The sequence below is a fragment of the Marinobacter sp. KM021 genome (assembly GCF_050707965.1).
GTDB classification, from domain to species: Bacteria; Pseudomonadota; Gammaproteobacteria; order Pseudomonadales; family Oleiphilaceae; genus Marinobacter; species Marinobacter shengliensis.
This window is the reverse complement of the sequence record NZ_CP136129.1, coordinates 2731113-2754993: the sequence shown is the minus strand read 5'-3', so window position 1 is coordinate 2754993 and position 23881 is coordinate 2731113. Positions and strand designations below refer to the sequence as shown.

Annotated in this window: 24 protein-coding genes and 4 pseudogenes; 11 read left to right on the top strand and 17 right to left on the bottom strand. The window is 56.0% G+C overall.

All coding sequences use genetic code 11. The features are described from left to right. Positions 1 to 9: 9 nt before the first annotated feature. Genes RVM24_RS13005 through cadR form a run of 3 tightly spaced genes read right to left on the bottom strand, consistent with a single transcriptional unit; the run spans position 10 to position 826 of the window. Positions 10 to 159, bottom strand: coding sequence for a hypothetical protein (locus tag RVM24_RS13005; RefSeq protein ID WP_178338744.1), 150 nt, complete (start codon positions 157 to 159; stop codon positions 10 to 12). After that, positions 137 to 394: an SDR family NAD(P)-dependent oxidoreductase gene (locus RVM24_RS13000; protein WP_431475407.1), complete on the bottom strand. Its 258-nt coding sequence runs from the start codon at positions 392 to 394 to the stop codon at positions 137 to 139. The genes RVM24_RS13005 and RVM24_RS13000 overlap by 23 nt, the downstream gene beginning before the upstream one ends. 24 nt (positions 395 to 418) lie before the next feature. Beyond that, entirely contained in the window at positions 419 to 826 is a 408-nt protein-coding gene (gene cadR, locus RVM24_RS12995; protein WP_431474153.1) for a Cd(II)/Pb(II)-responsive transcriptional regulator, read from the bottom strand. Between the two features lie 95 nt (positions 827 to 921). Here cadR and RVM24_RS12990 point away from each other — a divergent pair, with 95 nt between their 5' ends. The 3 genes and pseudogenes from RVM24_RS12990 to RVM24_RS12980 all read left to right on the top strand — a co-directional run bounded on the left by RVM24_RS12990 (position 922) and on the right by RVM24_RS12980 (position 3024). Beyond that, the gene (locus RVM24_RS12990) at positions 922 to 1818 is read left to right on the top strand and encodes a cation transporter (RefSeq protein WP_072676343.1); all 897 of its coding nucleotides are present in this window, start codon (positions 922 to 924) and stop codon (positions 1816 to 1818) included. A gap of 3 nt (positions 1819 to 1821) precedes the next feature. Further along, a pseudogene (lspA, locus tag RVM24_RS12985) lies at positions 1822 to 2191 on the top strand (signal peptidase II). Between the two features lie 21 nt (positions 2192 to 2212). Continuing rightward, a pseudogene (locus RVM24_RS12980) lies at positions 2213 to 3024 on the top strand (transposase). A gap of 111 nt (positions 3025 to 3135) precedes the next feature. On the opposite strand, the gene RVM24_RS12975 reads toward RVM24_RS12980, so the two are convergent. The 4 genes from RVM24_RS12975 to RVM24_RS12960 all read right to left on the bottom strand — a co-directional run bounded on the left by RVM24_RS12975 (position 3136) and on the right by RVM24_RS12960 (position 6213). Then, on the bottom strand, positions 3136 to 3879 hold the full coding sequence (locus RVM24_RS12975) for a copper resistance D family protein (RefSeq protein WP_197492726.1): 744 nt from the start codon (positions 3877 to 3879) through the stop codon (positions 3136 to 3138). 165 nt (positions 3880 to 4044) lie between these two features. Continuing rightward, on the bottom strand, positions 4045 to 4416 hold the full coding sequence (locus RVM24_RS12970; RefSeq protein ID WP_058092417.1) for a copper resistance CopC family protein: 372 nt from the start codon (positions 4414 to 4416) through the stop codon (positions 4045 to 4047). A gap of 38 nt (positions 4417 to 4454) precedes the next feature. Beyond that, on the bottom strand, positions 4455 to 4736 hold the full coding sequence (locus RVM24_RS12965) for a hypothetical protein (RefSeq protein WP_058092418.1): 282 nt from the start codon (positions 4734 to 4736) through the stop codon (positions 4455 to 4457). A gap of 115 nt (positions 4737 to 4851) precedes the next feature. After that, on the bottom strand, positions 4852 to 6213 hold the full coding sequence (locus tag RVM24_RS12960) for an IS1380 family transposase (protein ID WP_058092419.1): 1362 nt from the start codon (positions 6211 to 6213) through the stop codon (positions 4852 to 4854). 231 nt (positions 6214 to 6444) lie between these two features. On the opposite strand from RVM24_RS12960, the gene RVM24_RS12955 reads away from it, so the two are divergent. Together RVM24_RS12955 and RVM24_RS12950 are read left to right on the top strand one after the other, a co-directional pair. Then, complete coding sequence (locus RVM24_RS12955; protein ID WP_431474152.1) at positions 6445 to 6933, top strand: porin; 489 nt, start codon at positions 6445 to 6447, stop codon at positions 6931 to 6933. Positions 6934 to 7399: 466 nt separating this feature from the next. Next, the gene (locus RVM24_RS12950; protein WP_058092599.1) at positions 7400 to 8452 is read left to right on the top strand and encodes a 3-deoxy-7-phosphoheptulonate synthase; all 1053 of its coding nucleotides are present in this window, start codon (positions 7400 to 7402) and stop codon (positions 8450 to 8452) included. Here RVM24_RS12950 and RVM24_RS12945 read toward each other — a convergent pair. Continuing rightward, positions 8397 to 9068: a LysE family translocator gene (locus RVM24_RS12945; protein ID WP_058092598.1), complete on the bottom strand. Its 672-nt coding sequence runs from the start codon at positions 9066 to 9068 to the stop codon at positions 8397 to 8399. The genes RVM24_RS12950 and RVM24_RS12945 overlap by 56 nt on opposite strands. Positions 9069 to 9231: 163 nt before the next feature. On the opposite strand from RVM24_RS12945, the gene RVM24_RS12940 reads away from it, so the two are divergent. Next, on the top strand, positions 9232 to 10671 hold the full coding sequence (locus RVM24_RS12940; RefSeq protein WP_058092597.1) for a dihydrolipoyl dehydrogenase: 1440 nt from the start codon (positions 9232 to 9234) through the stop codon (positions 10669 to 10671). Between the two features lie 51 nt (positions 10672 to 10722). Here RVM24_RS12940 and RVM24_RS12935 read toward each other — a convergent pair whose 3' ends face one another. Further along, complete coding sequence (locus tag RVM24_RS12935; RefSeq protein ID WP_058092596.1) at positions 10723 to 10998, bottom strand: DUF2061 domain-containing protein; 276 nt, start codon at positions 10996 to 10998, stop codon at positions 10723 to 10725. Positions 10999 to 11228: 230 nt separating this feature from the next. Between RVM24_RS12935 and RVM24_RS12930 the strand changes: the two genes are divergently transcribed. After that, positions 11229 to 11702: a Dps family protein gene (locus RVM24_RS12930; protein WP_058092595.1), complete on the top strand. Its 474-nt coding sequence runs from the start codon at positions 11229 to 11231 to the stop codon at positions 11700 to 11702. Between the two features lie 109 nt (positions 11703 to 11811). Then, the gene (locus RVM24_RS12925; RefSeq protein WP_431475389.1) at positions 11812 to 13026 is read left to right on the top strand and encodes an IS256 family transposase; all 1215 of its coding nucleotides are present in this window, start codon (positions 11812 to 11814) and stop codon (positions 13024 to 13026) included. A 52-nt stretch (positions 13027 to 13078) separates the two neighbouring features. On the opposite strand, the pseudogene RVM24_RS12920 reads toward RVM24_RS12925, so the two are convergent. Beyond that, positions 13079 to 13294, bottom strand: a pseudogene (locus RVM24_RS12920) (IS30 family transposase); the annotation flags it as partial. A gap of 101 nt (positions 13295 to 13395) precedes the next feature. On the opposite strand from RVM24_RS12920, the gene RVM24_RS12915 reads away from it, so the two are divergent. Next, a complete protein-coding gene (locus RVM24_RS12915; RefSeq protein ID WP_011785425.1) occupies positions 13396 to 14601 on the top strand; it encodes an ISL3 family transposase in 1206 nt (401 codons plus the stop codon). Between the two features lie 5 nt (positions 14602 to 14606). Here the strand turns inward: RVM24_RS12915 and RVM24_RS12910 are convergent. From RVM24_RS12910 to RVM24_RS12880, 7 genes and pseudogenes are all read right to left on the bottom strand, one after another. Beyond that, positions 14607 to 15359 (bottom strand): annotated as a pseudogene (locus tag RVM24_RS12910) (IS30 family transposase); the annotation flags it as partial. 66 nt (positions 15360 to 15425) lie between these two features. Further along, positions 15426 to 16223 carry a hypothetical protein gene (locus tag RVM24_RS12905; RefSeq protein WP_431474151.1) on the bottom strand — a complete coding sequence of 266 codons (798 nt, stop codon included), beginning with the start codon at positions 16221 to 16223 and terminating at the stop codon, positions 15426 to 15428. Between the two features lie 358 nt (positions 16224 to 16581). Next, complete coding sequence (locus RVM24_RS12900) at positions 16582 to 17760, bottom strand: hypothetical protein (RefSeq protein WP_431474150.1); 1179 nt, start codon at positions 17758 to 17760, stop codon at positions 16582 to 16584. Between the two features lie 98 nt (positions 17761 to 17858). Further along, positions 17859 to 18032, bottom strand: a complete 174-nt coding sequence (locus RVM24_RS12895) for a TonB-dependent receptor (protein ID WP_197061332.1) — start codon at positions 18030 to 18032, stop codon at positions 17859 to 17861. Between the two features lie 232 nt (positions 18033 to 18264). Then, positions 18265 to 19038 carry an OprO/OprP family phosphate-selective porin gene (locus tag RVM24_RS12890; protein ID WP_431474149.1) on the bottom strand — a complete coding sequence of 258 codons (774 nt, stop codon included), beginning with the start codon at positions 19036 to 19038 and terminating at the stop codon, positions 18265 to 18267. Positions 19039 to 19202: 164 nt separating this feature from the next. Next, positions 19203 to 20519: an IS1380 family transposase gene (locus tag RVM24_RS12885; protein WP_152438849.1), complete on the bottom strand. Its 1317-nt coding sequence runs from the start codon at positions 20517 to 20519 to the stop codon at positions 19203 to 19205. A gap of 107 nt (positions 20520 to 20626) precedes the next feature. After that, entirely contained in the window at positions 20627 to 21016 is a 390-nt protein-coding gene (locus RVM24_RS12880; protein ID WP_431474148.1) for a porin, read from the bottom strand. A gap of 409 nt (positions 21017 to 21425) precedes the next feature. On the opposite strand from RVM24_RS12880, the gene RVM24_RS12875 reads away from it, so the two are divergent. Next, complete coding sequence (locus RVM24_RS12875) at positions 21426 to 22565, top strand: TolC family protein (protein ID WP_227513165.1); 1140 nt, start codon at positions 21426 to 21428, stop codon at positions 22563 to 22565. A gap of 21 nt (positions 22566 to 22586) precedes the next feature. Then, a complete protein-coding gene (locus tag RVM24_RS12870) occupies positions 22587 to 23870 on the top strand; it encodes an efflux RND transporter periplasmic adaptor subunit (RefSeq protein ID WP_239286573.1) in 1284 nt (427 codons plus the stop codon). Positions 23871 to 23881: the final 11 nt, after the last annotated feature.

The window sequence follows — 23881 nt, the reverse complement described above, 5'->3', positions numbered from 1 at the left end:
GGCCTGTCATCAGACGAATTTGGACGTCATCCGGCGATTAATAAGCCCAGTAATCGCCGCATAGGAATTCGGCAGCAGACGTTTGATTCGCCAGATCATGCGGGCATCGACCTGTGGCATAACGTAAAGCTGTTTGTTATCCAGGCCATCCAGCGCCATGCGAGCAACCTTGTCGGCGGACTTCGCTGGCGGTTTGTTCCGCGGCGTCCAGATTGATGTCAGAGCACACCACAAGGCTCCCGCGCCGGGCGAGTTCCAATGCCAGCGCTTTGCCGATGCCGCTGCCGGCGCCAGTGATGACTGCACGGGCATTTTTAGTCAGAGAATTTTTGGGTAAGCGGATTAAATGGTTGATCTTACCTTTGCATGAGAGTGAGACAGACCGGCATCTCATCGGATTATCTGGTTGATGCTTCACCTACTGCTGGTGCATGTTTCCTTCGCTAATTCCAGCAAGAACCCCACACGCCTCAACTTCCCGGTCATCGTTGCAACTCGCTCTCAGTGAAACGAGTTGTTTCTCAAGCGCTTGCAGAGCGGTTATCTGCGACCGCACATGAGAGATGTGATCATCGAGCAAGGCGTTGACGGCGGTACAAGGCTGATGAGGGTCGTCCTGATAGCTCTGTAGTTCGTGAATCTCAGCCAGTGACAGGCCCAGGATTCTGCAGCGACGGATGAAGGCCAGCCCCTCACCATGCTTCTCGGTATAGACACGGTAACCGTTGTCCTGCCGACCAGGCGGCGGCAACAAGCCCTGCTGTTCATAGAAGCGGATCGTCTGTGTTTCGACCCCTACCAACTGCGCCAACTGACCAATGCGCATCAGCCTCCTCCCCAACGGATTCTTTACTCTATTGACCTTATAGTAGCTTTATAGTTTTAAATGGTACCACAACATTGTTCAAGTGGAGTCGTATCATGAGCAAATCCTGTGGTGGCGCCTGTGGCGGTGATGCAACGTCCGCAGCGGATACCGATATACAGGCCTCCTCCGAGGCGCCAGGGAGATGGGTCAGTGTTTATGCCGTGCCGAAGATGGACTGTCCATCAGAAGAACGAATGATTCGCCTAGCCCTGAACGGCTTTGAGGAGATTCGGGCGCTGTCCTTCGACTTGTCGAACCGCCGGCTGAAGGTCGTGCATGACGGCGAGGTCGAGCCCGTCACCTCGAAACTGAAGACCTTGGGGCTAGGCGCCTCGCTTCAGGAAACCGTCGCTGCAAATCCGGAGACCATCAAGGCCGCCGAGTTTTCGGCAGCTTCTGCTAAGCAAGAATCCGGGACCCTGCGCTGGTTGCTCGGCATCAATGCACTTCTGTTCGTGGTGGAAATGACTGCCGGTCTGATGGCTCAGTCAACTGGCCTCATTGCAGAGTCCCTGGACAATTTTGCTGATGCGGCAGTGTACGGACTCGCTCTTTATGCGGTTGGGCATAGCGTGAAAAGGCAGGTCCGTGTTGCGCACGTTGCTGGTGTGGTCCAACTGGTTTTGGCTGTTGGCGTACTCGTAGAGGTGGTGAGGCGCTTTGTATTCGGTAGTGAGCCTGAATCGCTGGTGATGATAGCCATCGCATTCGTCGCATTGATTGCCAATACCGCCTGTCTGCTGATGGTATCCAAACATCGAGGGGGCGGAGCTCATATGAAGGCTAGCTGGATATTTTCGGCCAACGACGTGGTGATCAACCTGGGGGTCATCACCGCCGGCGCCCTGGTCGCGTGGACCGGGTCCAATTATCCGGATCTGATTATCGGCACCATCGCGGGGGTCATTGTACTTAACGGTGCCAGACGCATTCTGGCGTTGAAGGGTTAAATAATGCTCATTATTGGCAAAAAGCTCTCGCCGTATGCCCTATTGTCCATATCGGGCCTGCTGGCAGCGCTACTTTTTTATCGGAATCGCGGTAGTGGTCTCGATTTTTCTGATCAAGCTGATCCTTGAAAATCGTCATAAAGGAGAAGCCATCGCTTACAGTCTTATCCTCGGTGGCGCCATGGGCAACCTGATTGACCGGGTCTTTCGCGGCTATGTTGTGGATTCCTTTGATTTCTATTGGCGAGACTGGCATTGGCCGGCCTTCAACCTGGCTGATATTGCAATTGTCCTCGGTGCCTTACTTTTCGTTTCCAGCAGCTTGTTGGGTAAAAAAGCAAACACCAATGCCGAGCCGGATGGATCTGACTGACACCTACGCCTATACAACACCATGACCGAACTTCCCGACAACATCCTTCACCTCCGCAATACCAAGTACTGGGCTGCAAATCAACCGACGACGAAATGCACTTCCAGGTGGACGTGCCCGATCCCATCGCCTGCGAGGAATGCGGCGTGCAGGGTGAGTTCGTACGGTTCGGCAAGCGTGACGTTCCCTATCGTGATCTGCCCATCCACGGCAAGCGGGTCACTCTCTGGGTGGTCCGCCGCCGATACACCTGCCGGGCCTGCAAGACAACATTCAGGCCCCAGCTACCGGAGATGGTAGACGGATTCCGTATGACACTGCGGCTGCATGAGTACGTGGAGAAGGAATCCTTCAACCACCCCTACACCTTTGTGGCGGCACAGACCGGCCTGAACAAGCGCTACCGCTGCATTCTGACCAACATTGAGGAGCGAACCCTGCTCGACCTGCTGGCCACCCGCCGCCAGGACGTGGTGACCAACTACCTGATGAAGCTGAAAGACCGGCAGAAGGTCGAGATCGTCAGCATGGACATGTGGAACCCCTACCGGGCAGTGGGAAACTGGCGCGAAGAGACCATGACCTACTTCGAGACGGACATGCCCGTCACCAACGCTTACACGGAGTCCATCAACCGACTGGCCAAGGACAAGAACCGTGAAGGGCGCGGTTACTCCTTCGAGGTGATGCGGGCACGAATGCTCTACACCACGAAGCACAAGAAGAAGGCACCGACTGCGAAGGTCTCTCCTTTCTACAAGAAAACCATCGGTTACGGACTGCCGGACTTCGCAGAGGAACTCAACTACGGAGTCGATCTATCAACCATCTGAGGGTGGTATCAGATTGATGGGGTGAAGGTGCCCCATCAACCATTAAATCCGTATACCCGTTTAAAGCTAGTAAGCTGGGTTCTTAACTTCCCAAGGCAGTTGTCCTGTCGATCACCCATTCGGCGATGTCACCCTTGTCAGCACCGCCGTGATCAGCAGGATAACCGCGACCAGCACCATCTCCAGCGCAATACTTCGCTGTAACCGTCGTGGGGCTGTTGCGTCGCCGCTCTCAAAGGCCGGCACAAGCCGCCACTTGTTCGCGGCAGCAAATAACAGCAGCACCGCGACAATCAATACCTTGCCGATCAAGAACTGTCCGTATGCCGTGGTGAGTAGTGGCTTGAGACCGCCCGTTAGCAGCGTGGCCAAAGTAACACCCGCCAGTACCAACACGCCAACTCCGCCCATGGCGATTTTCCCGAAACGGGTCAGAATGTGGGCGGTATTGTCCTGGTTGTGACCCCGTCCTACTAAATGGAACAGCGGCCAAAGCGAGGCCACCCAAAATGCTGCCGCCATCAGGTGAACGCTCAGCAAACCAGCCAGAACGAGGCGTGGGGTGTTTACTGTATGCCCCACCTGCACGAATGCCAGCATCACCAATAAAACGCCTACTAGGCTCACGCTGTTGGCTGTTTTCGAGAGCGCTAAGTTATTAAGCTGAATCGCCTGAACCAGCAGCAAGCCAGCTACCGCCAGCATTAGCCGGCCCCCGGACGCACCCTCAAACACGATTCCGAGCAGCATTGGGTTGGTTGCAGCAGATATATTGCCGCCCCCAAGGTAACCAGCTTCTAAAGGCCACTGGAACAGAATCAGAATGACCCCCGCCCAGGCAGCAAAGACGCCCATGCGGGCGACGCGCCTCCGGTCGTGATCAGGGAGTCGGGGAAACGCTAGACGAAACAACACGGCCCCCGTCGCGACTAGGGCACTAAGGTAAACCCCAGCCGCCACGAGAATCATCGCGACGGTCCAGACATCGAGGCTATTTACGGAGAACCACCAGGCCACGGGTCAGGGCTCGACCGAGAAGTTAAAACCGTCAGACATCATGTGCCCGTCATCCGATAGGCCACGCCAGCGCACCTGGTAATCCCCAGCCGAAAGAGTGTCACTGGGCTTTACGAAGTAGCGATCGACCTGTTCACTGCCTGGCAGACCATCAAGAGGAACGGGGCCGTCCGGGCCTTTCACTTCAAACTGGGTGATGCGCATCAAGCCACCAAACTCGATGCCAATCTCTGCTGGGGAATCCTGAATGGTGACGCCATCCCTCGGTAAAGTGTTTGCGAGGCCTTCATGGGCCAGTGCCGGGATTGCTAGCGACATCAACAGCGTTGCTAAGGAAGCGTGAATGATAGGGAGCGAACTCTTCTTCTTTTGCATACCGTATCCTTATGTTTTTCAGGGTTGAATGGATATTGTTACTTCATCGCGGAGGCGCTAAAACTGATTCGGTTGAGCCTTCTTACATCGTTCATTTTCCCTGTTTGGCGAACAAGGCGCATGGCGTCGTATGAATCTTCAAAGACATGAGTAGGTGTTATAGCGTGCCAACCTGAAGCAGGGCTGAAAATGTCGGAAAAAATAACCTGAATCCGTGATGCCGCAGCCGACATTCCCCCTATCATCGTCTGCGTGAGATTTTTGAGAATTTGACTCGAATATCGTGGAGGTGCGAGCCCGATGTCGTCGGAAATGCCCACGTCGATCGGTCCTGATCACCCGGTTTTCTCCGCTTACGCCCCTGCCGCGCACGGCCAACCTGGCGACCGGCGATCGCCCGTCGCGCACTGTCTGGGGATGCTCTCTGGCAGACAGTCAGCATGGCGACCCTCGTGGGTAACGCAGCCGGCTCCGCAGGGTGTTCAACACCGTCATGCGCCCGATGTCCTGCCCGAAGTCGAGGATGATCTGCCGCGCCTTGTGAATCACGAGAGCCGCACGATGCACCAATTCCTGCAACACCGTCCGCAGCCGGCGCCGCTTGGCGGGATGGCGGACCGGGCTTAGCTCGCCGGTCATGCCCAGTTGCCCCATCAATCGCAGGATGTTGTAGGCCAGTTGGGCGAGATGCAGGATCAGATCGTTGGTGGCGAACTTGCCCGACGGTAGCCGCTCCAGGTCAAGATCGGTCTTGATCTCGCTATGGAACTGCTCGTGGGTGGCATGCGCCTGATAGCGCTTGATCACCGCCTCCGGCGCCTCGTCCAGGCTGGTCCACCAGCCTTCCAACTCAACCTCTGGTTCGAGCAGCAACTGGCCATCGTGATCGGCGGTGCGCTCCACCAGGCGCATCACGCGCTTGACGACGTATTCGATCTTGTTGTCGTCGTGGATCGAGACCGTCTGCGTCCACAGCGCCTGGCGTTTGCCAGGGCGCAGCTCTTCCCAGTAGTCCGCCGCCACGGCCAGCCAGGTGTCCTGATCGGCCGTGGCCGAGCCACGCGGGTTCCATTTGACGAGGTAGTCCAGCCGGCGGCCCTCCTCGGCAAAGGCCTGCCGCTGCTGTTCGAGAAGCGCCAGGTGCGCCTGGCTGTCGAAGCCGCTGTCCTCACGCAGCAGGATCGGTCGCTCGGTCAGGCCTTGGGCGCGGGGCAGCACCCGCTCCAGGAAGGCGTTGCTCTCCTTCATGGTGTGCTGCTTGCCGGGACGCAGTTCCAGGCCCAAGCACCACCCTTCGTTGCCCAGATACGCGGCGATCGGGGTGTAGCCGTCGACCTTCTGGTAGGTCCGCGAGACGCCTTCCTTCTTCGAGTTGCTGTTGTCCATGACGAAGGTGTCGATGTCCAGGCAGACGTGCGTCGTCTCGGCGGTGATCGGTGCCTCGACCAGTGACAGCAGGGTCGTGGACCAGATGGCGGTGCGCGCCTGCAGGTTGTTGGCGGCGAGTTTCTCAAGCCGCTGTCGCAGCGTCGCCGTGCTCGGCACCTTCTGCAGGGTCAGCAGTTGTTGGAAGGGCTTGTCGCGGCGGAAGTTTTCGATGGCGTCATAGTCGCTCATGCCCAGACACAGCAGGCCCAGGTAGCTCTTGACCACGTCGCTGGTGCGCATGCCCAGCGTGGTGGGGAAGCGGCCGTCGATGCTGTCGACGCCGGCGATCTCGAGGCACTGCCCGATGATCGACAACCCGGAATGGCTGGTGAGGGTGCGGCGACTGGCGCGGAACTTGACGTTGGGCATGGCACTGTCTGGGTGAATGGCGATATCCGCTATATTGCCATGCAGGTCAGTGGGTTAGAAGCGCTTCAGGGGGCCAGTCTCACGGATTCAGGAATAACTTATGAGTACATTTAGATATCGGTATTGGCACCTTTTTACTTTTGGGCTACTTATAGTTGTAGGCTTATATCGGAAGCAAACTTCGCCTTCTGCCATTTTTATTGGTTAAGGCGATGTCTCGATTGGCAACAGATGAGAGGAAATAAAAAGCAATTGCTGGCACTGGCTATCGGTTCCATGGTTGTCGCGCCGTCTGTGGCGATGGCTGACAAGGGCCCGACTGTTTACGGTAAAGTGAACGTTTCTTATGAGCATCAGGACAATGGCGCTGAGGATCAGTGGGAACTGGAAAGCAACGCATCACGCCTTGGTGTGAAGGGCGAGCTGGATCTGGACATTAACGATGTGGTCGCTATTTACCAAGCTGAATATCAGATCAGTGTTGATGAGGGTAGCGGTCCCTTCAGCCAGCGCAATATCTTCGGTGGTTTCAAGCACAGCCAGCTGGGTATGCTGAAAGCGGGTAAATTCGATACCCCTTTCAAGGTTTCTCAGGGCAAGATTGACCAGTTTGGTGACCTGCGCGGTGACATCAACGAGATTGTGGGTGGTTCTGAGCGCGCCAACAACATCATCCAGTACTCTTCTCCCAAGATCGCTGATCTGGGGTGCGGTTGTTGAGCTGGTAAACGCGAGACTCCTGGGCGAGGGCAAGGGTTGAAAACAGGGCAAACACCAGTGCCAACAGGCTGGTTGTGATGGAGTGGGTCGTGCGTTCAGTCATCGGGGCCTCCGGAGCCGTTACACATACCCGCCAAAAATATTCCGGATTGCGGGTTGCCAATCTGAAAACCGCGGGGTTATAGTGAAAAGCATGAAGACCACACACGCAGCCTGTCAATTGAATGTTTTGAAAGCTTTCGGTGAGAAACTGAAGGCCGCAGGTTCTGCTGTGTATTTTTGGTGGTTTGGTTATGGCTTTTATTTTAGCCAGAGCCCGGGCCGCCCGTAAGATCTTCATCGACCGAATTTAACGAGGAAGGCAGCCCGGCAAGCAACCCAGGCTGCCACCGGACTCAAAAAAGCCCCGACTGGTAGCCCAGCCGGGGCTTTTTTGATTCTGACACAGGGAAACGGGAACACAGACATGAACATGCCGCTGAAATCCGAAACGCTGGGCGAGCAAATCGCAAGTGCCTGCCAGCACCGACAGGAAGCCACACTGCCCACCGCGGGCGAGTTGCGCCAGCAGTTTCCTGCCGGTGAGCACCTGGTTCGGGCCATCGCCAGTTACCGTGAGCAGATCCGCGCCGTACTGCACGGTCAGGACGACCGAACCCTGATTGTGATGGGTCCGTGTTCGATTCACGATGAACAGGCCGCCCTGGATTACGCTACCCGTCTGAAAACCCTGACGGACGAGGTGAGTGATCGCTTCCTGATAGTAATGCGCGCCTACCTGGAAAAACCACGCACCACGGTGGGTTGGAAAGGCCTTTTATACGATCCCGAGCGCACCGGCCAGGGCGACCTGAAGCAGGGCCTGGAACGTTCCCGCAAGCTGTTGCTGGCGCTCTCTGAGCTGGGTTTGCCGCTGGCGACGGAAGCCCTGAGCCCGTTCATGATGGATTACCTGGGTGACCTGGTGAGCTGGACCGCCATCGGTGCCCGCACCACCGAATCCCAGATTCATCGGGAAATGGTCAGCGGTTTGCCCATGCCAACCGGGTTCAAAAACGGCACCGATGGCGGGGTAGCGGTGGCCACCCACGCCATGCAGTCTGCCTCTTACCCGCATCATCACTTGGGTATTTCCCACGCCGGGGCGCCGGTGATGGTCACGACGGCGGGCAATCCGGATACTCACCTGGTGCTGCGTGGTGGCCGGGGCGTGACCAATTACGACGCCGGGAGTATTGCCAGGGCCGTGGCGGAATTGCAGAAGGCTGGTGTGTCGACCGCGGTGATGGTGGATTGCAGTCACGATAACGCCTGCAAGCAGGCGGAGCGGCAACTGGACATTGCCCGTGAGGTCATGGCCCAGAAGCGCGCGGGCAATACGCACATCAAGGGCTTGATGCTGGAAAGCTTCCTGACCTTCGGCCGCCAGGATGACGGTGACGATCTGATCTATGGCTGCTCGATCACCGATCCGTGCCTGTCGTGGGAACAGACAGAGGCTCTGATCCGGTCACTGTAGACAGCAGTAGTTGCCCGGCCAGCAGCACCAGAATGCCCCCCATCAGCCTGTCCAGCCAGTGTCCGAACCGGCTGAATCCCCGGCGGACGCGGGGCTGAGTGAAGAACACGGCTACCATGGCAAACCAGAGCCCGGTTGCGAGCGCCATGTAGAGGCCGTAGCCGGCCTGCAGCAACAGGGGAGTGCCGGGGTTGATCACCACTGAAAACAGAGACACAAAAAACAGTGTGGCCTTGGGATTCAGGGCGTTGGTCAGAAACCCCAACCGAAATGCACCCCAGCCGGTCTGGACTTTGCTGCCCTTTGCCTCGACGTGAACACCTCCCGGTTTTGCCCGCAGGCAATGCCAGGCAATCCAGAGCAGATACAGTGCCCCGACCACTTTCAGTACGGTGAACAGCATAATCGACTGCTGAATGATCAGCCCGATGCCCAGCAACGAATACCCCACATGCAGCAAGATACCCAGGCCTATGCCGCCGGCACTGAGCAAGGCATTACGGCGTGACTGGGTCAGCGCCTGCCTTAGCATGATGGCAAAGTCCGGGCCCGGACTGGCCACTGCCAGCAGGTGGACCAGTGCGACGGTTAGGAATTCCAGCCAGTAATTGTGCACCTGAGATCTCCGGAAAGCGTGTGTAGGTTACTAAGCAGCTTGCTCGTGACTCGCAAGCATAAGCGGATTTTTTCCCGGTTTCACCTGTCAGGTACCGGTAAGGTTTCTATACTTGCAGTTTAACTGGCCGAAATATCGGGTTTTTTGATCGCCGGGAGGCATGATGGACAAGCGAGAAGTGGATGTAGCGATTATCGGCGCGGGTACCGCCGGCATGGTCGCCTATCAGCGAGTGCGCAAAGTGACCGACAGCGTGGTGCTGATCGAGGGTGAGCAATACGGCACCACCTGTGCAAGGGTTGGTTGCATGCCCAGCAAGTTGCTGATTGCGGCCGCCGAGCGGGCCCACGATGTTGCCACGGCGGATCGCTTTGGGGTGCTGGCCGGGGAGGTCAGAGTCGACGGCCGACGAGTGATGGAACGGGTTCGTGCCGAGCGGGACCGGTTTGTCGCGCCGGTTGTTCGTTCCATGGAGTCTCTGCCTGCTGAACACCGCCTGATGGGGCATGCCCGCTTTGTGGATAGCCATCGACTGGCGGTGGGGGATCACACCGAAGTTACGGCGGGGCGCATCATCATTGCCACCGGGTCGAGGGCCAATATTCCAGGCGCTTTAAAAGAGGCTAAAGACCGCCTTATCGTGAATGACGATGTGTTCGACTGGCAGGATCTGCCCGGTTCGGTTGCTGTCTTTGGTCCTGGCATCATTGGTCTTGAGCTGGGCCAGGCGTTGAGCCGTTTGGGTGTGCGTGTCCGGTTGTTCGGCGTCAGCGGCGGCATTGGTGGCCTGCGGGATGAAAAGATTCGTGACTATGCCCTGAACACGTTCCGCGAGGAATTTGCCCTCAGCCCGAAAGCCGACACCAAAAAGGTGGAGCGCACAGAACAAGGGGTTGAGGTTACCTGGGTGGAGGATGGCATAGAACATAAGGAATGCTTTGATTACCTGCTGGCCGCCACCGGTCGGCGCCCGAACGTCGATAACCTGGATATCCAGAATGCCGGGATTGAGCTGGATGACCGGGGCATGCCGGATTTTGACGACCACACTCTGCGCTGCGGCGACAGTCACATTTTCATTGCCGGTGATGTGAACAACCATCGGCCCTTGCTGCATGAGGCCGCCGATGAGGGTCGCATAGCGGGAGACAACGCAGCCGCCTGGCCGGATGTGCAGGCCGGATTACGCAAAACGCCGCTGGCGGTGGTGTTTGCCGACCCGCAAATTGCCTCGGTCGGGCTGACTATCCATCAGGTTGATGAGAAGTGCCAGGGCTGTTTTGCCGTGGGTGAGGTGTGTTTTGAAGATCAGGGCCGCAGCAAGGTGATTGGCAAAGACCGTGGCCTGTTGAGAGTATACGGGGAGCATGGCAGCGGCTTGTTCATGGGTGCGGAAATGTTCGGGCCGGCGGCAGAGCACATTGCTCACCTGCTGGCCTGGTCGGCGCAGCAGCGACTGACAGTCAGTGAGATGCTGGAAATGCCCTTTTACCACCCGGTGATTGAAGAGGGCCTGCGCACGGCGCTGAAAGACCTGAACCGCAATCTCAAGATTGGCCCCGCGCCAGCCGAAGGCTGCATGGATTGTGGGCCAGGGGTTTGACCCGGCCTACGGACCCGGACTGCAATCAGGGCGCAGCTGACTTGACCTGAATCAGCAACCCGGTGCGGTATTGTGCCGTAAGCTGGGGCCTTCGACGGTTGCATTTCGCTGGTGCCGGGCCCATATCTTCTCGTGGAAGAAGTAGGCTACAGTGTTGATGGCAGGTTCGACCATCGCTATCAAGCTACCGATCAAGATATCGCCGGTCAGCAGGTAAGCAACGGAGAACGCCACGATAAAGTGGGTGATGGCAAAGGTGATTGTTTTCAGTAGTGACTGGTCACCTTTTGCACCGTGATTGTGAACAAAGTCTTTCAGTGCGCTCATGATCAGCTCCGCATCATTCGGGTCGTTATATCCATTTAAGGATAAACGAGAACTATTTCCAAATAGATTGTGCGATCCTCTTTGATAGCTGAGAACTATTATTTTTGATTTTTCAATATAATCTCATGCTATCACCGGGATTAAACAACTAAACTTCAGTCATCAGGCGCTCGGGCCTAAGCTGGGTGTCATAGGAAGTAAAAACCCTAACGCGAATCAGGAGGTTCAATATGGGTAAGAATTTCATCGGTCTTGATACAGACAAGACTCAGAAGCTTGCAGATTCCCTGAACGGGCTGTTGGCCAACTACCAGATTTTCTACATGAACGTGCGCGGTTACCACTGGAACATCAAGGGTGACAATTTCTTCGAACTGCACGCCAAGTTTGAGGAGTTGTATGACGACCTGCTGCTGAAAATCGATGAGATCGCAGAGCGGGTACTGACCTTGGGTCACCGGCCTTCACACGCCTACAGCACCTACATTGAGACATCTGACGTGCCAGAGCGCAAAGACGTTGCCGACGGTAAAGAAGCGGTAGGCAATATCGTAGAAAGCTTCGGCAAGTTGATCGCCAAGCAGCGTGAACTGCTGAGCCTGGCCGGCGATGCCGACGACGAGGGCACCGCAGCCCTGATGAGCGATTATATTTCTCAGCAGGAAAAAACGGTGTGGATGTACCGGAGCTATCTGGGCCAGTAACTGCTTGGCTGAAAACGCTTTGAACGCATGGCGGGAGGCTGTAAACCAAATTGTGTAACTGCTCACGACTGAGTAATCTTTTCAAAAGGATACCATCGTGGGTACACAAGTGGACCAAGAAAAACTCAAAGCTATGGCCGCCGAGCTGGCCAAGGACATCAAGTCTGAAAAAGATCTCGGAGCCCTCACTCAGCAACTGGTCAAACTGACGGTCGAGACCGCCCTCAATGCCGAACTGGACGAGCATCTCGGATACGAGAAGCATGCGCCTGAAGGCCGTGGCACCGGCAACAGTCGAAATGGCTATACCGCCAAGCGCCTGAAGGGCCAGCACGGAGATGTGCCGATAGAGGCTCCCCGTGACCGTGATGGCTCTTTCGAACCTCAGTTCGTCCGCAAGGGCCAGTCCCGCCTGACCCAGATGGATGACCAGATCCTGGCGCTATACGCCAAGGGCCTGAGCACCCGGGATATCGTGGACGCCTTCAAGGAGATGTATGACGCCGACATCTCGGCCACTCTGGTGTCCAAGGTGACGGAGCGGGTGATCGAGCAGGTTCAGGAGTGGCAGAACCGTCCGCTGGATCCGATCTATCCCATCGTCTATCTGGACTGCATCGTGCTGAAAATTCGTCAGGACAAGAGGGTGATCAACAAGTCCCTATACCTGGCCCTGGGCATCAACATGGAAGGCCAGAAGGAGCTGCTAGGCCTCTGGCTGGCCGAGACCGAAGGCGCGAAGTTCTGGTTGTCGGTACTGACGGAACTGAAGAACCGTGGTCTGGAGGACATCCTGATCGCCTGCGTGGACGGCCTCAAGGGCTTCCCGGATGCTATTGCTGCTGAGTACCCTCAGACCAAGGTGCAGCTGTGCATCGTGCACATGGTTCGCAACTCGCTGCGCTACGTGTCCTGGAAGGACTATAAGGCCGTGACGGCCGATCTGAAGCAGATCTACCAGTCTGCCTCGGAACACGAAGCCCGGCAGGCGTTGGAGGCCTTCGGAGAACGCTGGGACGGTCAGTACCCACAGATCTCCCGATCCTGGCACAGCCATTGGGACAACCTGATCACCATCTTCGAGTATCCTCCGGCCATCCGAAAAGTGATCTACACCACCAATGCCATTGAGTCGCTGAACAGCGTCATCCGCAAAGCCACCAAGCGCCGTAAGCTGTTCCCCAGCGATGACTCGGCACTGAAAGTGGCCTTCCTGGCGATCCAGCAGGCCTCAAAGAAATGGACGATGCCGATCCGTGATTGGAAGCCGGCATTGAATCGCTTTATTATCGAATTCGGTGACCGTCTGGACGGTCACCTGTAATGGGATGGGCAGTTACACAGATTTATTTACAGGCTCCCGCAGCACCGCTCATTTATAGTGCCCCGGAATATTCACCCCAGAACACCTCTGCCGGTGTCCGGTAACCCAGCCGTTTCCTGGGTCGGTTATTCAGCTGCTCAACCACTCGATTGATATGAGTTTGGGACAGCTTGGCGAAGTTCGTCCCTTTCGGGTAGTACTGGCGTAGCAAACCATTCGTGTTCTCATTGGTGCCTCGCTGACCCGAGCAATACGGATCACAAAAATAGGTTCATCGCGGGTTAGCGTGAAAAAGTAGGAGACGGCGGTCAAACCGGTTAGTTTTGAGTTCGCCAAAACAACAAACCTGACCGACTCACCGCCGTCCCTATGAATGCTAATCCTCTTGCCCTGTTCTGGGAAGGATTCACGATAGAATCGTATGCCCAGATTGACGCTCAATCTCTGCTCATCCGACTGCAACCTGCCGACGATTACTTGCCATGCTGCAGTGGTTGTAATCAGCACACGCTTGCCATCCATGACATCAGCACCCGACGAGTCCGAGAACGCGACCTGTTCCAATACCGCGTCTGGCTGGACGTGCCAGTTCGCCGAGTTCGTTGTACGACCTGTGGCCCCAAGCTTGAACAGATTCGCTGGTTACCAGGGCGACAGCGTCTGACGGCAGGCATGGTCAGTTGGATTGAATCCCTGGTACGACTGATGCCGATCCAACATGTGGCAACGCTGCTAGGGTTGCATTGGCATACGGTCAAGGCCATCGACCATCGGCGCCTCAAACGAGAAGTGACTGAGCCAGATAAACGCCGGATTCGTCGACTGATCATGGATGAGTTCGCCTTGTTCAAGGGACACCGCTACGCCACCGTGGCGATTGATGCGGATACTCAACAAGTCCTCTGGGTTGGAGAAGGCCGCAGTCGAGCAGCGGTACGCCCCTTCTTTGAATGGCTGGGGCCGGAAACCTGTGGCCAGATCGAAGCCGTGGCGATGGATATGAATACCGCCATGGACCTGGAAGTTCAGCACCACTGCCCACAAGCACGGGTGGTCTATGACCTGTTCCACGTTGTAGCAAAGTTCGGACGGGAAGTGATTGACCGTGTCCGGGTCGATCAGGCCAATCAGCTTCGACACGACAAGCCGGCTCGCAAAGTAGTGAAACGAAGTCGCTGGCTGTTGCTCAGAAACCGAGGCAACCTCAAGGACGAGCAGGCTCTGAAGCTCGAAGAACTGCTGCAAGCCAACCAGCCCCTGATGACTGTCTACGTCCTGAAAGACCAGCTCAAAGAGCTCTGGTACGCTCCCTCAGAGGCCGATGCCAGACAACGCTGGCAAGACTGGCTAAATCTGGCTATGAGTAGTGGGCTGGCCCCCGTGCAGCAGTTTGCCAGGCGCCTCAAGGGCTACGTCGACGGCATTATCGCCAGCGCGGTCTACCGGTTGAACACCAGTGTGTTGGAGGGAATGAACAACAAGATCAAGGTGATCAAGCGGGTGGCCTACGGCTACCGGGATAACGACTACTTCTTTCTGAAGATAAAAGCAGCATTTCCCGGTAAAGCGCGATGAACCCAAAAATAGGCGTCCAAGTTCAGCGCTTTGGCCATGTGTTCATGCTCTGAAAACTCACTGCCGTTATCCAAGGTCAAAGTTTGAGCCGCGCCCCGAATCGGCTGCAGAAGACGAATCACGGTTCGCGCTGTCTGTTTGGCCGTGAACTCGGGTAGACGACCTGCAAGCAAGTAGCCGCTCCGACGCTCAACCAGAGTTACTACACCAGATTGCTTGTGGCCCTGAAGAACTGTGTCGCCTTCCCAGTGCCCCAGCGCGCCGCGGCTTTCAACTTCTTCCGGGCGATGTTCAATGCCCGTGCGATTGGGTATTTTGCCTAAGCCTGCATCCTTGGCATTGCGCCTACGACCGCGGCTGTTTCTGTGCCGGCAATAGCGCCAGAGATTGCCGCCGCTGAGCCGGTCACGATGGATCAGATCATAGATCCACTGGTGACTGACACGAACCGGCGTCTTCATGCGATTCATGAAGCCGGCGATCTGTTCAGGGCTCCAGTGTTGCTTTAATCGTGTGCTGACCCACTCTGTCAGCCACTGCAATCTTTTGTGCCATTTAAAGGCTCGGCTGCGCCTGGCGTTCGACTGTTGCTGCGCGTGCTCGGGGTCATAGCCCGAGGTGCTGTTTCGCCTTAACTCACGGCTAACGGTGCTGCTGTGGCAACCGATTATTCCGGCGATCTGTCGTTGGCTTTTGCCGGCCACACGCAAGGCCGAAATCTGATATCGTTGTGTCTGGGTCAGTTGTCGGTACTTCATCACTGCTTCACTTTGGTCGGTAAAGTCCGTGAGGGTACCGGCAACGGCCCTCCCATCTCTACCTGGTTACACCAAAGTGCTGCAGTTATTATCTGAATTCACGCCTGAAAGAGGGGTGAAGGTTACGCCCTCTATCGTGCCCGTCTGGTAAATGGCCGTGCCTTTAACAAACAGGTTGCCGCCAGAGGACAGGCTTCTGTAGTCAAAGGTTCCGCCAACGTTTGACACGTCGTACCTGGAATTGTCAGCAATCGCTTTGAGCTCGTAGCCAATGCTGTTGATGTTTCCCTGACCTTCTGAGATCTGATCATTAGTCTGGTACAGCAAGAAGCCACCGAGCTTAAGGTTAGGACTCATTGCGCCGTCAATATTGATGGCGAAGTTGTCCGCACCGTCAAAGCCGTCATCAGCAGATTCCGCGGTGTTTTCGTTAGACGAATCACCCCGTCCCCACAAAAGCTGATAATTCCACATGTGGGACAGTGGGCCCTGGGCCATCACACCCGTTGCCGTTTCATTCCACAAGTGCTTGTCAACGGATACCGGTTGCAAGCCCATCTTGATTCGGTGGTCGCTGTTGGAAGGTACAGCGAAGTCAACGTATGCCCAGCGGGTCTCTACGTTGACGCCGTCGCCTGAGAAGTCGCCACCTGAGCCCTCGCCGTAGCGAATGCCACCAATTTCCGTGGCGTAAACACCCTTGACTTCATCGTTATCCGTTGCCGCTTCAAACCAGAAACGATACTTAAGTTCGCCGAAATTTTCGGTTTCACCGTCGTCTTTCAGTGTGTTTTCTTTACCCGTCAGGCCGGACCCATTAAACCAGTCGCGCTGATTGCTGTAGGCCTGGAACCGGTTATTCATGTCACCGTGAAAACAAATTTTGCTGCCTGGACTGATACGCTATAACCCATTGCGGCGTTCGCGATAAGAATCGCCGAGCACAGCCTTGCTTTGCTGAAGTTGGACACTTTTATTCCCCCGATAATTCACGTGCACAGAGCCGTCAACGTGTCAGGCTGTGTGGCCTCATGATTGCCAAACTGGACTTTTCGCTTGAACGAGAGTTGTTTAAGCACTCTCTTTGGCGGAAAGGTCTGAATCTATGACCAAATAGTCAATACCGAAAAAATCTTTACCGTGAAAACCTTCGGCGCCCCAACCCTAAAATGTTCAGAGTCAAAGCGCCGAAGACTAGTCTTTCGGCTGTCGTTACGACAGTTTAAAAGTTGTACTGAGCGGCAAACAGCAACCGGCTCGCATCCCCATCGTCACCATCAACCTCGTCAACCGCGAAGTAGCTGTATTCAATACCCATGGTCACTGCTTTCACAGGAGACCACTGGTAGTTAATCATCGCCATGGTGTTGGTTTCCTGTTTGTTACCAATACCGGCTGAACCGGGAAGATCGCGCAGCGCGTCATCCCAATCTACCTCCACCATGCCGACGCCCGTGTTTATTGAGCGGCCACCGCCAAGGTCAAAGGACGCGCCAGCTGAGGCACTGTACCCGCTGATCAACTCAATGCTGCCTGAGCTATCGACATAGCCGTACTCTACGGCATAATTTTCACCGGACCGGTACAGGTAGATGTCGCCACCGTTTACGTAGTTGAAAACGCCATACAGTGTCACTGTGTCCGTGGCTGCGAAGGTGAGCGCGCCAAAAGCGCCGTAAGCGATTTCACTATCGTCCTGTGTGCCAGTATCGTAATCAATTTGGCGCAAAAATGCGGCAGTTGAGTAAGAAACGGCACCAGCGCTATCCTCCAGGCGTGCGGTTACAATTGGCAGACTCGTTTTCTGCTCAATGTCTGGATCGGTAGCGATGAGGCTTGCGAAATTAAAGGGCTGTTCGAGGGAGACGGACAATGGACCGCTGGTATAACGCAACTGAGCTGTCCGGAACTGGCTACCTGCGTTGCCTGGCATGCCGTCAAACTCGAGTGTCGGGATGAAGCCGACAAAGCTGTTATAGTTTGACCAGTTTTGGCCCGCCATCACACCCTCGTACTCGCCATACGCGTGACGAAGCCGGAGGTTGCCGTACCGAAAGCCGCCCTCAACGACTATCTTGACTCCCTGGGGAAGCGTCGCTTTCACGCCGAGCCTGCTTTGCGTCGCGTCAGCGCCGAAATAGCCAGTGGCCTCGTTGATTTCGTCTGCTCCAGTATTAATCTTGCTGAAGTCGCCCGCCCGAGTTGGTTCCGCAATGTCCTCGTCAATGTCGTAGCTGGCGTTAAGACGGGCGTAACCGTACAATTCTATTTCGTAGCCCTTCAGATCGCTCATATGGTCGGCATCGCCCATAATCTTCATGGCACTAGCTGGACTCGCCATGCCCAAAACCAGCAGGGAGGTTGCTGCCTGGATGGAAGTTCTCAGTGTTGATCTTTTCATTTGTTGTCTCCGAGTTCTATTATTATTGGACCCGACGATGAGGTTAGTTAGCAATCGGTAACAATTCAAATGAATTTGCATTTTATTTAGACGAAGGTCTATGAGTTCTTTTCGTTGTGATACAGATATCTGCGGTTACCTGAGCAGCCAGTATCGCTGTAGTGGCTGTAGAAACCGATGGCTTCGACGTTGAGCGCGCCATAGCGCAAACGGGCACCCAGTTCGTAGTTCACGTTGATTTCCGGGTCTAGGTCGGTGTCAATGGCACCCACTCCGGGCAGCAGCTCCGTGTTAGGGCAGCAGTTCCGTGGTGCCAGGCTGGTGCGCACCTTGGTGAGAAAACCATAAAAAAAGGACAGAAAAATCTGCCCTAAAAACCTGAGTAACTCATTTACTCGCAAACAAGTCTAGCAGGGTAGTCTGAATCCAGCCTGAATTTTCAGATTATTTTTTACAACGATTCTCACTTACTGGCGTCAAGTTAAACATGCGCTCGATCAAGGATTAGAATGCGTACTGGAACCTTGCGCGAACTTCATCTCCGCTAGCGCCATTGGCTTCTTCGCCATCCATGTAGCTCATTCCAAGTCGAACATTCTTGTTGGCGTAATAGTTAACGCCCAGTGTTGTTTGCTTACCGTCGGTCGTGGTCAGCCCCACATCACTGTATTTTCCGTCACCATCCTCAAAGCGGGCAACAACTTCCCAGGCCCCTTTGGGTGATGCCGGTTTTACCCGCTTGAATACTCCGGCTTTGTAAGGACGGCTTTCGCCAGTGATGATCCAGCCAAGCTGTACGTAATAGCCATCAACATCCACCTGGCCTTCCTCGGAATCGAAATATTCGGCCTGGGCATGGAAGGGCCCGGAAGCGCCGGCGAGCTCCAGATTAAACGTATCGACCTCACCGGCCTGAGTGTCGGCATCACGCGTGGTATAACCCGCACCAAGATGAACAACCATATTGTTCGTTTGAATCGGTGCAACCGTGCCCCGTGCGGTTACTGCCGTGTTATTGAAGTCGTCGTCGCCATTGCCGTCTGCCTCGAAGTAGCCGATACCGTAGGTCCAGTTGTCGCCTTTGCCACTGAGCTGGATGCCGCCGCTGCGACCGGGGGTATAACGCTCGGTCATGGCGGATCGCTCAAGGGCCGAGATGTCTTTTGAACTCGCTAATTGTTCCAGGCCGAATGGCTCTTTCTGCTTACCAATACCTGAATCAGTGACTTTGCAGGCCAGTATACTCCGCAAAGCGCCATCGGCGCTAACAGGAGCCATCACTTGGTCAAAAGCAGGTTGATAATGCCGGAACGTGCAGTCTGACGTCGATCAGCGGCCAAATTTGGGCGCGTTTTGATCAACTTCTGGTCGTCAGGCAATAGCGGGTTGCCCCGGGCTGGTTTTCCGGGTGGCTTTAAGGTAGCGGCTGTTGTCGGACTTGCTTAACCGGAGGCGGCAAGGCTTCCATAGAGGTCGCGGTAAACGGCAAAGCCCGGACAGTGCCGACCAAAGCGCAGAATCCACTGCCGGCCGCTGTGCACCAGGCGGCAGGCCATGGTCATCAGTTCCTGCATCACCGTTCTCAGGCGGCGGCGCTTGGCCGGATGGCGCACTGGCGCATCTGGGGCGGTCAGTCTCAGGCCCATCCAGCGCAGCACGTTGTACCCCATCGTTGCGAAGGCCATGACCAGGTTGTTGGTGTCGAACTTGCCGGAGGGCAGGCGCTCCAGGTCCAGGTCGGTCTTGAACTCACTGTGAAACTGTTCGCTGGTGGCGTGGTCGCTATACAGCGCCATGACTTGTTGGTCACTGACCTCGTCGACTGGTAAGGAAGTAATCCAGCCTTCGAGGCTGACCTCCGGCTCCAGGTACAACTGGCCAGCGGCATCACTGGTGCGAACAGTGACCTTCACGATGCGGCGCAGACCGGGTTCGTCCGGAAGGTCTTCTGACAGAACCGCTTCCATCTTGCCGTCGCGCTCCAGTGTCCAGGCCTTCTGGGCCTGAGCCTTGTCCGCCCAGGCCAGGGGGTCCTGCTTGCGAGGGTTCCACTTGATCAGGAAGTCGATCTGGTCCTGCTCGCGCAGGAAGTCGCGATTGTCACGGGCATCGTGTGCACTGTCCAGACGCAGCAGGATGGGCTTGTCCGTCAGTGACCGGGCCCGGGGCAAAACCCGTTTGAGGGTATCCAGAAAACCATTATTGGCGTGCTGGCTGCCAGGGCGTAGCTCGCAACCCAGGCACCAGCCTTCCTGGCCCAGATACGCGGCAATGGGTGCATAGCCGTCGTAACCCTTGTAGGTGTAGCTGACACCCTCTTTATGGGTCTGGCTGTTGTCCATGGGAAAGACATCCATATCCAGGGCAACATGGCCCATCGCCAGTGGTGACACCGGCGCTTCGACGGACTGAAGAAATTCAACGCTGGCATCCTCCAGCAATGGCGTCAGGGCTTGGGCATCTTCATCAAATCGCTGGCGCAAACGGGCTGAAGATGGCGACTGCTTGATGCCCATGGCCGATTTGAAGAACGGATCTGTTCGTACCGGCTCGGCCGCCTCGAAGTCGCTCTTGCCCAGCGTGATCAGGCCCAGGTAGGTGCGGATCAGCTCAATGTTCGGAATACCGTGGCGCTTGGCGACCGTGCGAGCGGTTTTGATAAGCGACGTGTGCCGGTTCAGGCAGTGGCCCACCAGGGCCAGTCCGCCGTGGGGTGTATAGACTTCGGTTCGGGATTGCTGGAGAGTGAAAGTACGCATGAGCAAAATGCACTGACTGGGTGAATGGATGTCAGGTGCTATTATATCGCCCAAGGCCTTGTTATTGCAGGCTTTGGATACAGTTTCAGCCGGTTGAACTCACGGATTCAGGCAATAGTCACGGTTGCCGTCGAGCCAAATCCCAGGTAGCGAATGTACAGGTCCTCAGCGGTCCCGCCGGCGTTGCCATCATCACTCTCAGCCACGTTGAACTGGGTTTTGTACGCCCAGTCGCCAAAGTGGCCCTTGGCGTAGAGGCGTGCCCGGCGCGCGTCGAAATTGGTAGTGTCAACACCGTTGGCGTCAGACTGCGTGGCGTCGTAATCCCATTGAAGGCGCCCGCCGAGCTGAAAAGACGCAGAGTTATCCGACACTTTCACTTTGATACCGCTGTCGGTATCGATCACAAGGTCTTTGCCGCTGGTCGTAACAGTTCCGGCCTGTGCGGCGGAAGCTGCAGAAATCGCCAAAGCCAAGCCCAAATATTTCCTGCTCATAGTGGTTTTTTCCTTTCAGTTTGCTTGTGGGTATTGAAGAATCAATGGAAAGTCTATTTGGTAAAGATTGCAGTTTGTTTACAAATGATGCATCGAAACAGGGCATCGGTTCGGGCCTGTGACAGGTTTTGGCGCGCTGCGTGTTGCGGCCCTATTCTTGGTCAAGCTAAGAGTTCGCCGCTTAAGTCCCAGGACTCTGACAAATAACAATGGATGACGCTTCGAATTCAAGTTCGTTTCAACCTTTTCACTTACTATCTCCACCTACCTTGTCATGGGCGTCTCGCCCCCATGAATTGTGGCTAACAACCCCTTCGGGAGAAAGTCGATGAAGGCAAGCAAGCACTCGCCCAGGGCGTTGCTGTGTTCAGTACTATTGTCTATTCCTCTGTTCGGTCAAGCGGAGACTGTGAATTGGACAAATTGGCTCACTGGCCAGATAAGCAAGCATCCGGATGTCATGGCGGCGACAGAGCAGGCGGCAGCCCGGGATGCGGATGCTGAGGCAAGCGAACAACCGCTGTATAACCCGGAGCTGTCTGTTGGAGCAGACAGAACGGGCAGTGAAAACAACTTTGAGGCAGGGCTATCACAAACGATCGATTGGTCTGATCAACAGGGTGCGCTAAAGGACAAGGCAAAGCTGATCAGGCTTTCCGCTGAAGCTGATTTGAACGAGGCGGTTTTGGCACAAACGTCCGAGTCGCTGTTTGCGCTTGTCGAGTGGCGCGCGGCGACGCGTGCCGAAGAAATTGCGGAATCCCAGCAACACCGTCTGGATGCCTTGCTGGAGCAGGTTGAGCAACGCCAGCAGGCGGGCGACCTGGGGAGTACCGATGCAGAGCTGCTTTTTTTAAGCCTTTCTCAGCAGCTCAGTGAACTCGCCCAGGCAAAGGCTGCGGTTGATCAGGCGCAAGCCCGGGTCAGAGAGCTTCTGCCGGATTGGCGGCCTCAGGATGGGGGGATCCCCGGGCACATTTGGCCGGCTCTTGCTTCCAGGGTCGATAACGACAATTTGCTGGATCATCCGTCAATTGCTGCTGCCCGCGCGAGGTGGCAGGTGTTGCGGAGCGAAGCCGAGGTGGTCAGTCGCAGAGCGGCGGCATCTCCCACGGTCGGGCTGAGCGGAGGGCGTGATGGCGGTGAGAACCTGGTTGGCCTGACGTTCTCGATCCCTCTGAATGTCCGTAATAACTACCGTGCCGAAATCCAAGCTGCCAACCGACGATCATTAGAGGCCGAAGCTCGGTTTCAGGCACTTTATCGGAAGCAGCAGTATGATCTGGCGGGCGCCCGAGCTGCCTGGAAGCGATACGACACCCAACTTCGTCGATGGACAGAACTCTCCCAGGGGCGTGTACAGCGAAGTGCTGATTTGCTTGAGAAGCAGTGGCAGGTCGGCGACCTCTCCACCTCCGAGTATCTCCAGGCGCTGGGCCAGCGCGCGGAGAGCCTGAAAACCGGTATTGAACTGGAAAAGCTGGCGCAACTGGGTCTGATTGAGCTCTTGAGTCAGTCTGGCGAACTGATCACCCTCTTCCAATACTAGTCTGGAAACTGGATATTCATTATGAAAAAAACTCTGATTTCTGTATTCGCATTGACGTTGCTTACAGCCCCACTTTCTTTTGTACAGGCAGAGGAAGATGCTCATCAGGAAGCCGGTCATGATCATGCTGCCAGTGGCGACGATCATCAGGAAGTCACCGGTGAGGAGGGCGAGTATAAGGAAGATCATGGTGAAGAAGGTGAGCATGAGGAGGAAGGTGAGCATGAGGAGGAAGGTGATCATGAAGAGGAAGGGGGGCACGGCCACGAAGACGAGAACGGTGGCCATGAAGAAGCAACTACCGCAAGCATCAATGCCAAACAGAAAGAGCTCGCCGGCATTGAAGTAGCAACCCTCGAAAGCAAGCACGTTGACTATGAAATCTACGCTCCCGGTGAGCTGCTGACCAACGGCTATACCAGCTATCACGTGTCCCCCCGGGTTGCCTCAGTGGTGCTGCGGCGTCACGTGGAACTGGGTGAGCACGTAACCAAGGGCCAGCCGCTGGTAACCCTGTTCAGTGAGACGGTGGCACAGGCGCAGGCGGATTACAGGAAAGCTTTTCCTGAATGGAAGCGAATCAGCGGGCTGGGTCGTTCCGTGGTTGGCGATCAGCGGTTCAATACAGCGAAAGCCAACATTGAAGCAGCAAGGGCGACTCTGCTTGCTTACGGGCTGAACGATGATGACATTGGTGCGTTGAAGGCCAGCGGGGTGGATAGTCTCGGTGAATACATGCTCAGGGCTCGCGTGGATGGTGCAGTACTGACCGATGAGTTTGAGCAAGGACAAAGAGTTGAGGCTGGCCAGCCGCTGGTGACTCTTGCTGATGAGAGTGAGCTTTGGGTAGAAGCCCATCTGCCAGCAAGCTCCGACATTGTTCTAGAGAAGGGCGCGGAAGCCGAAGTCAGGGCAGCGGGTCGTGTGGGCGTGGCAACGGTGTCCCAGGAAGCCCACACCATTGATCCTGTGACCCGCACGCGGATTGTCAGGCTGGAGCTGGACAATCCTGAAGATCGTTTTCATCCAGGAATGTTCGCAGATGTGTATTTTCGTTTTAAGACCAGCGAGCCGGTGCTTGCCGTGCCGGAGACTGCATTAATGCGTGGCGCGGACGGCGACTGGACGGTCTATGTGGAAGAGGCCGAAGGCGAGTATGAACCCGTGGAAGTGGAACTGGGCCGCTCAATTGGCGGGCTCCGTGAGGTTTCCGGCCTGGCTGCGGGCCAACGAGTCGTTTTGCGGGGCGCATTTTTTGTGGCCTCTGAGATTGCCAAAGGCGGCTTTGATCCGCACAACCACTGATTCCGGGAGCC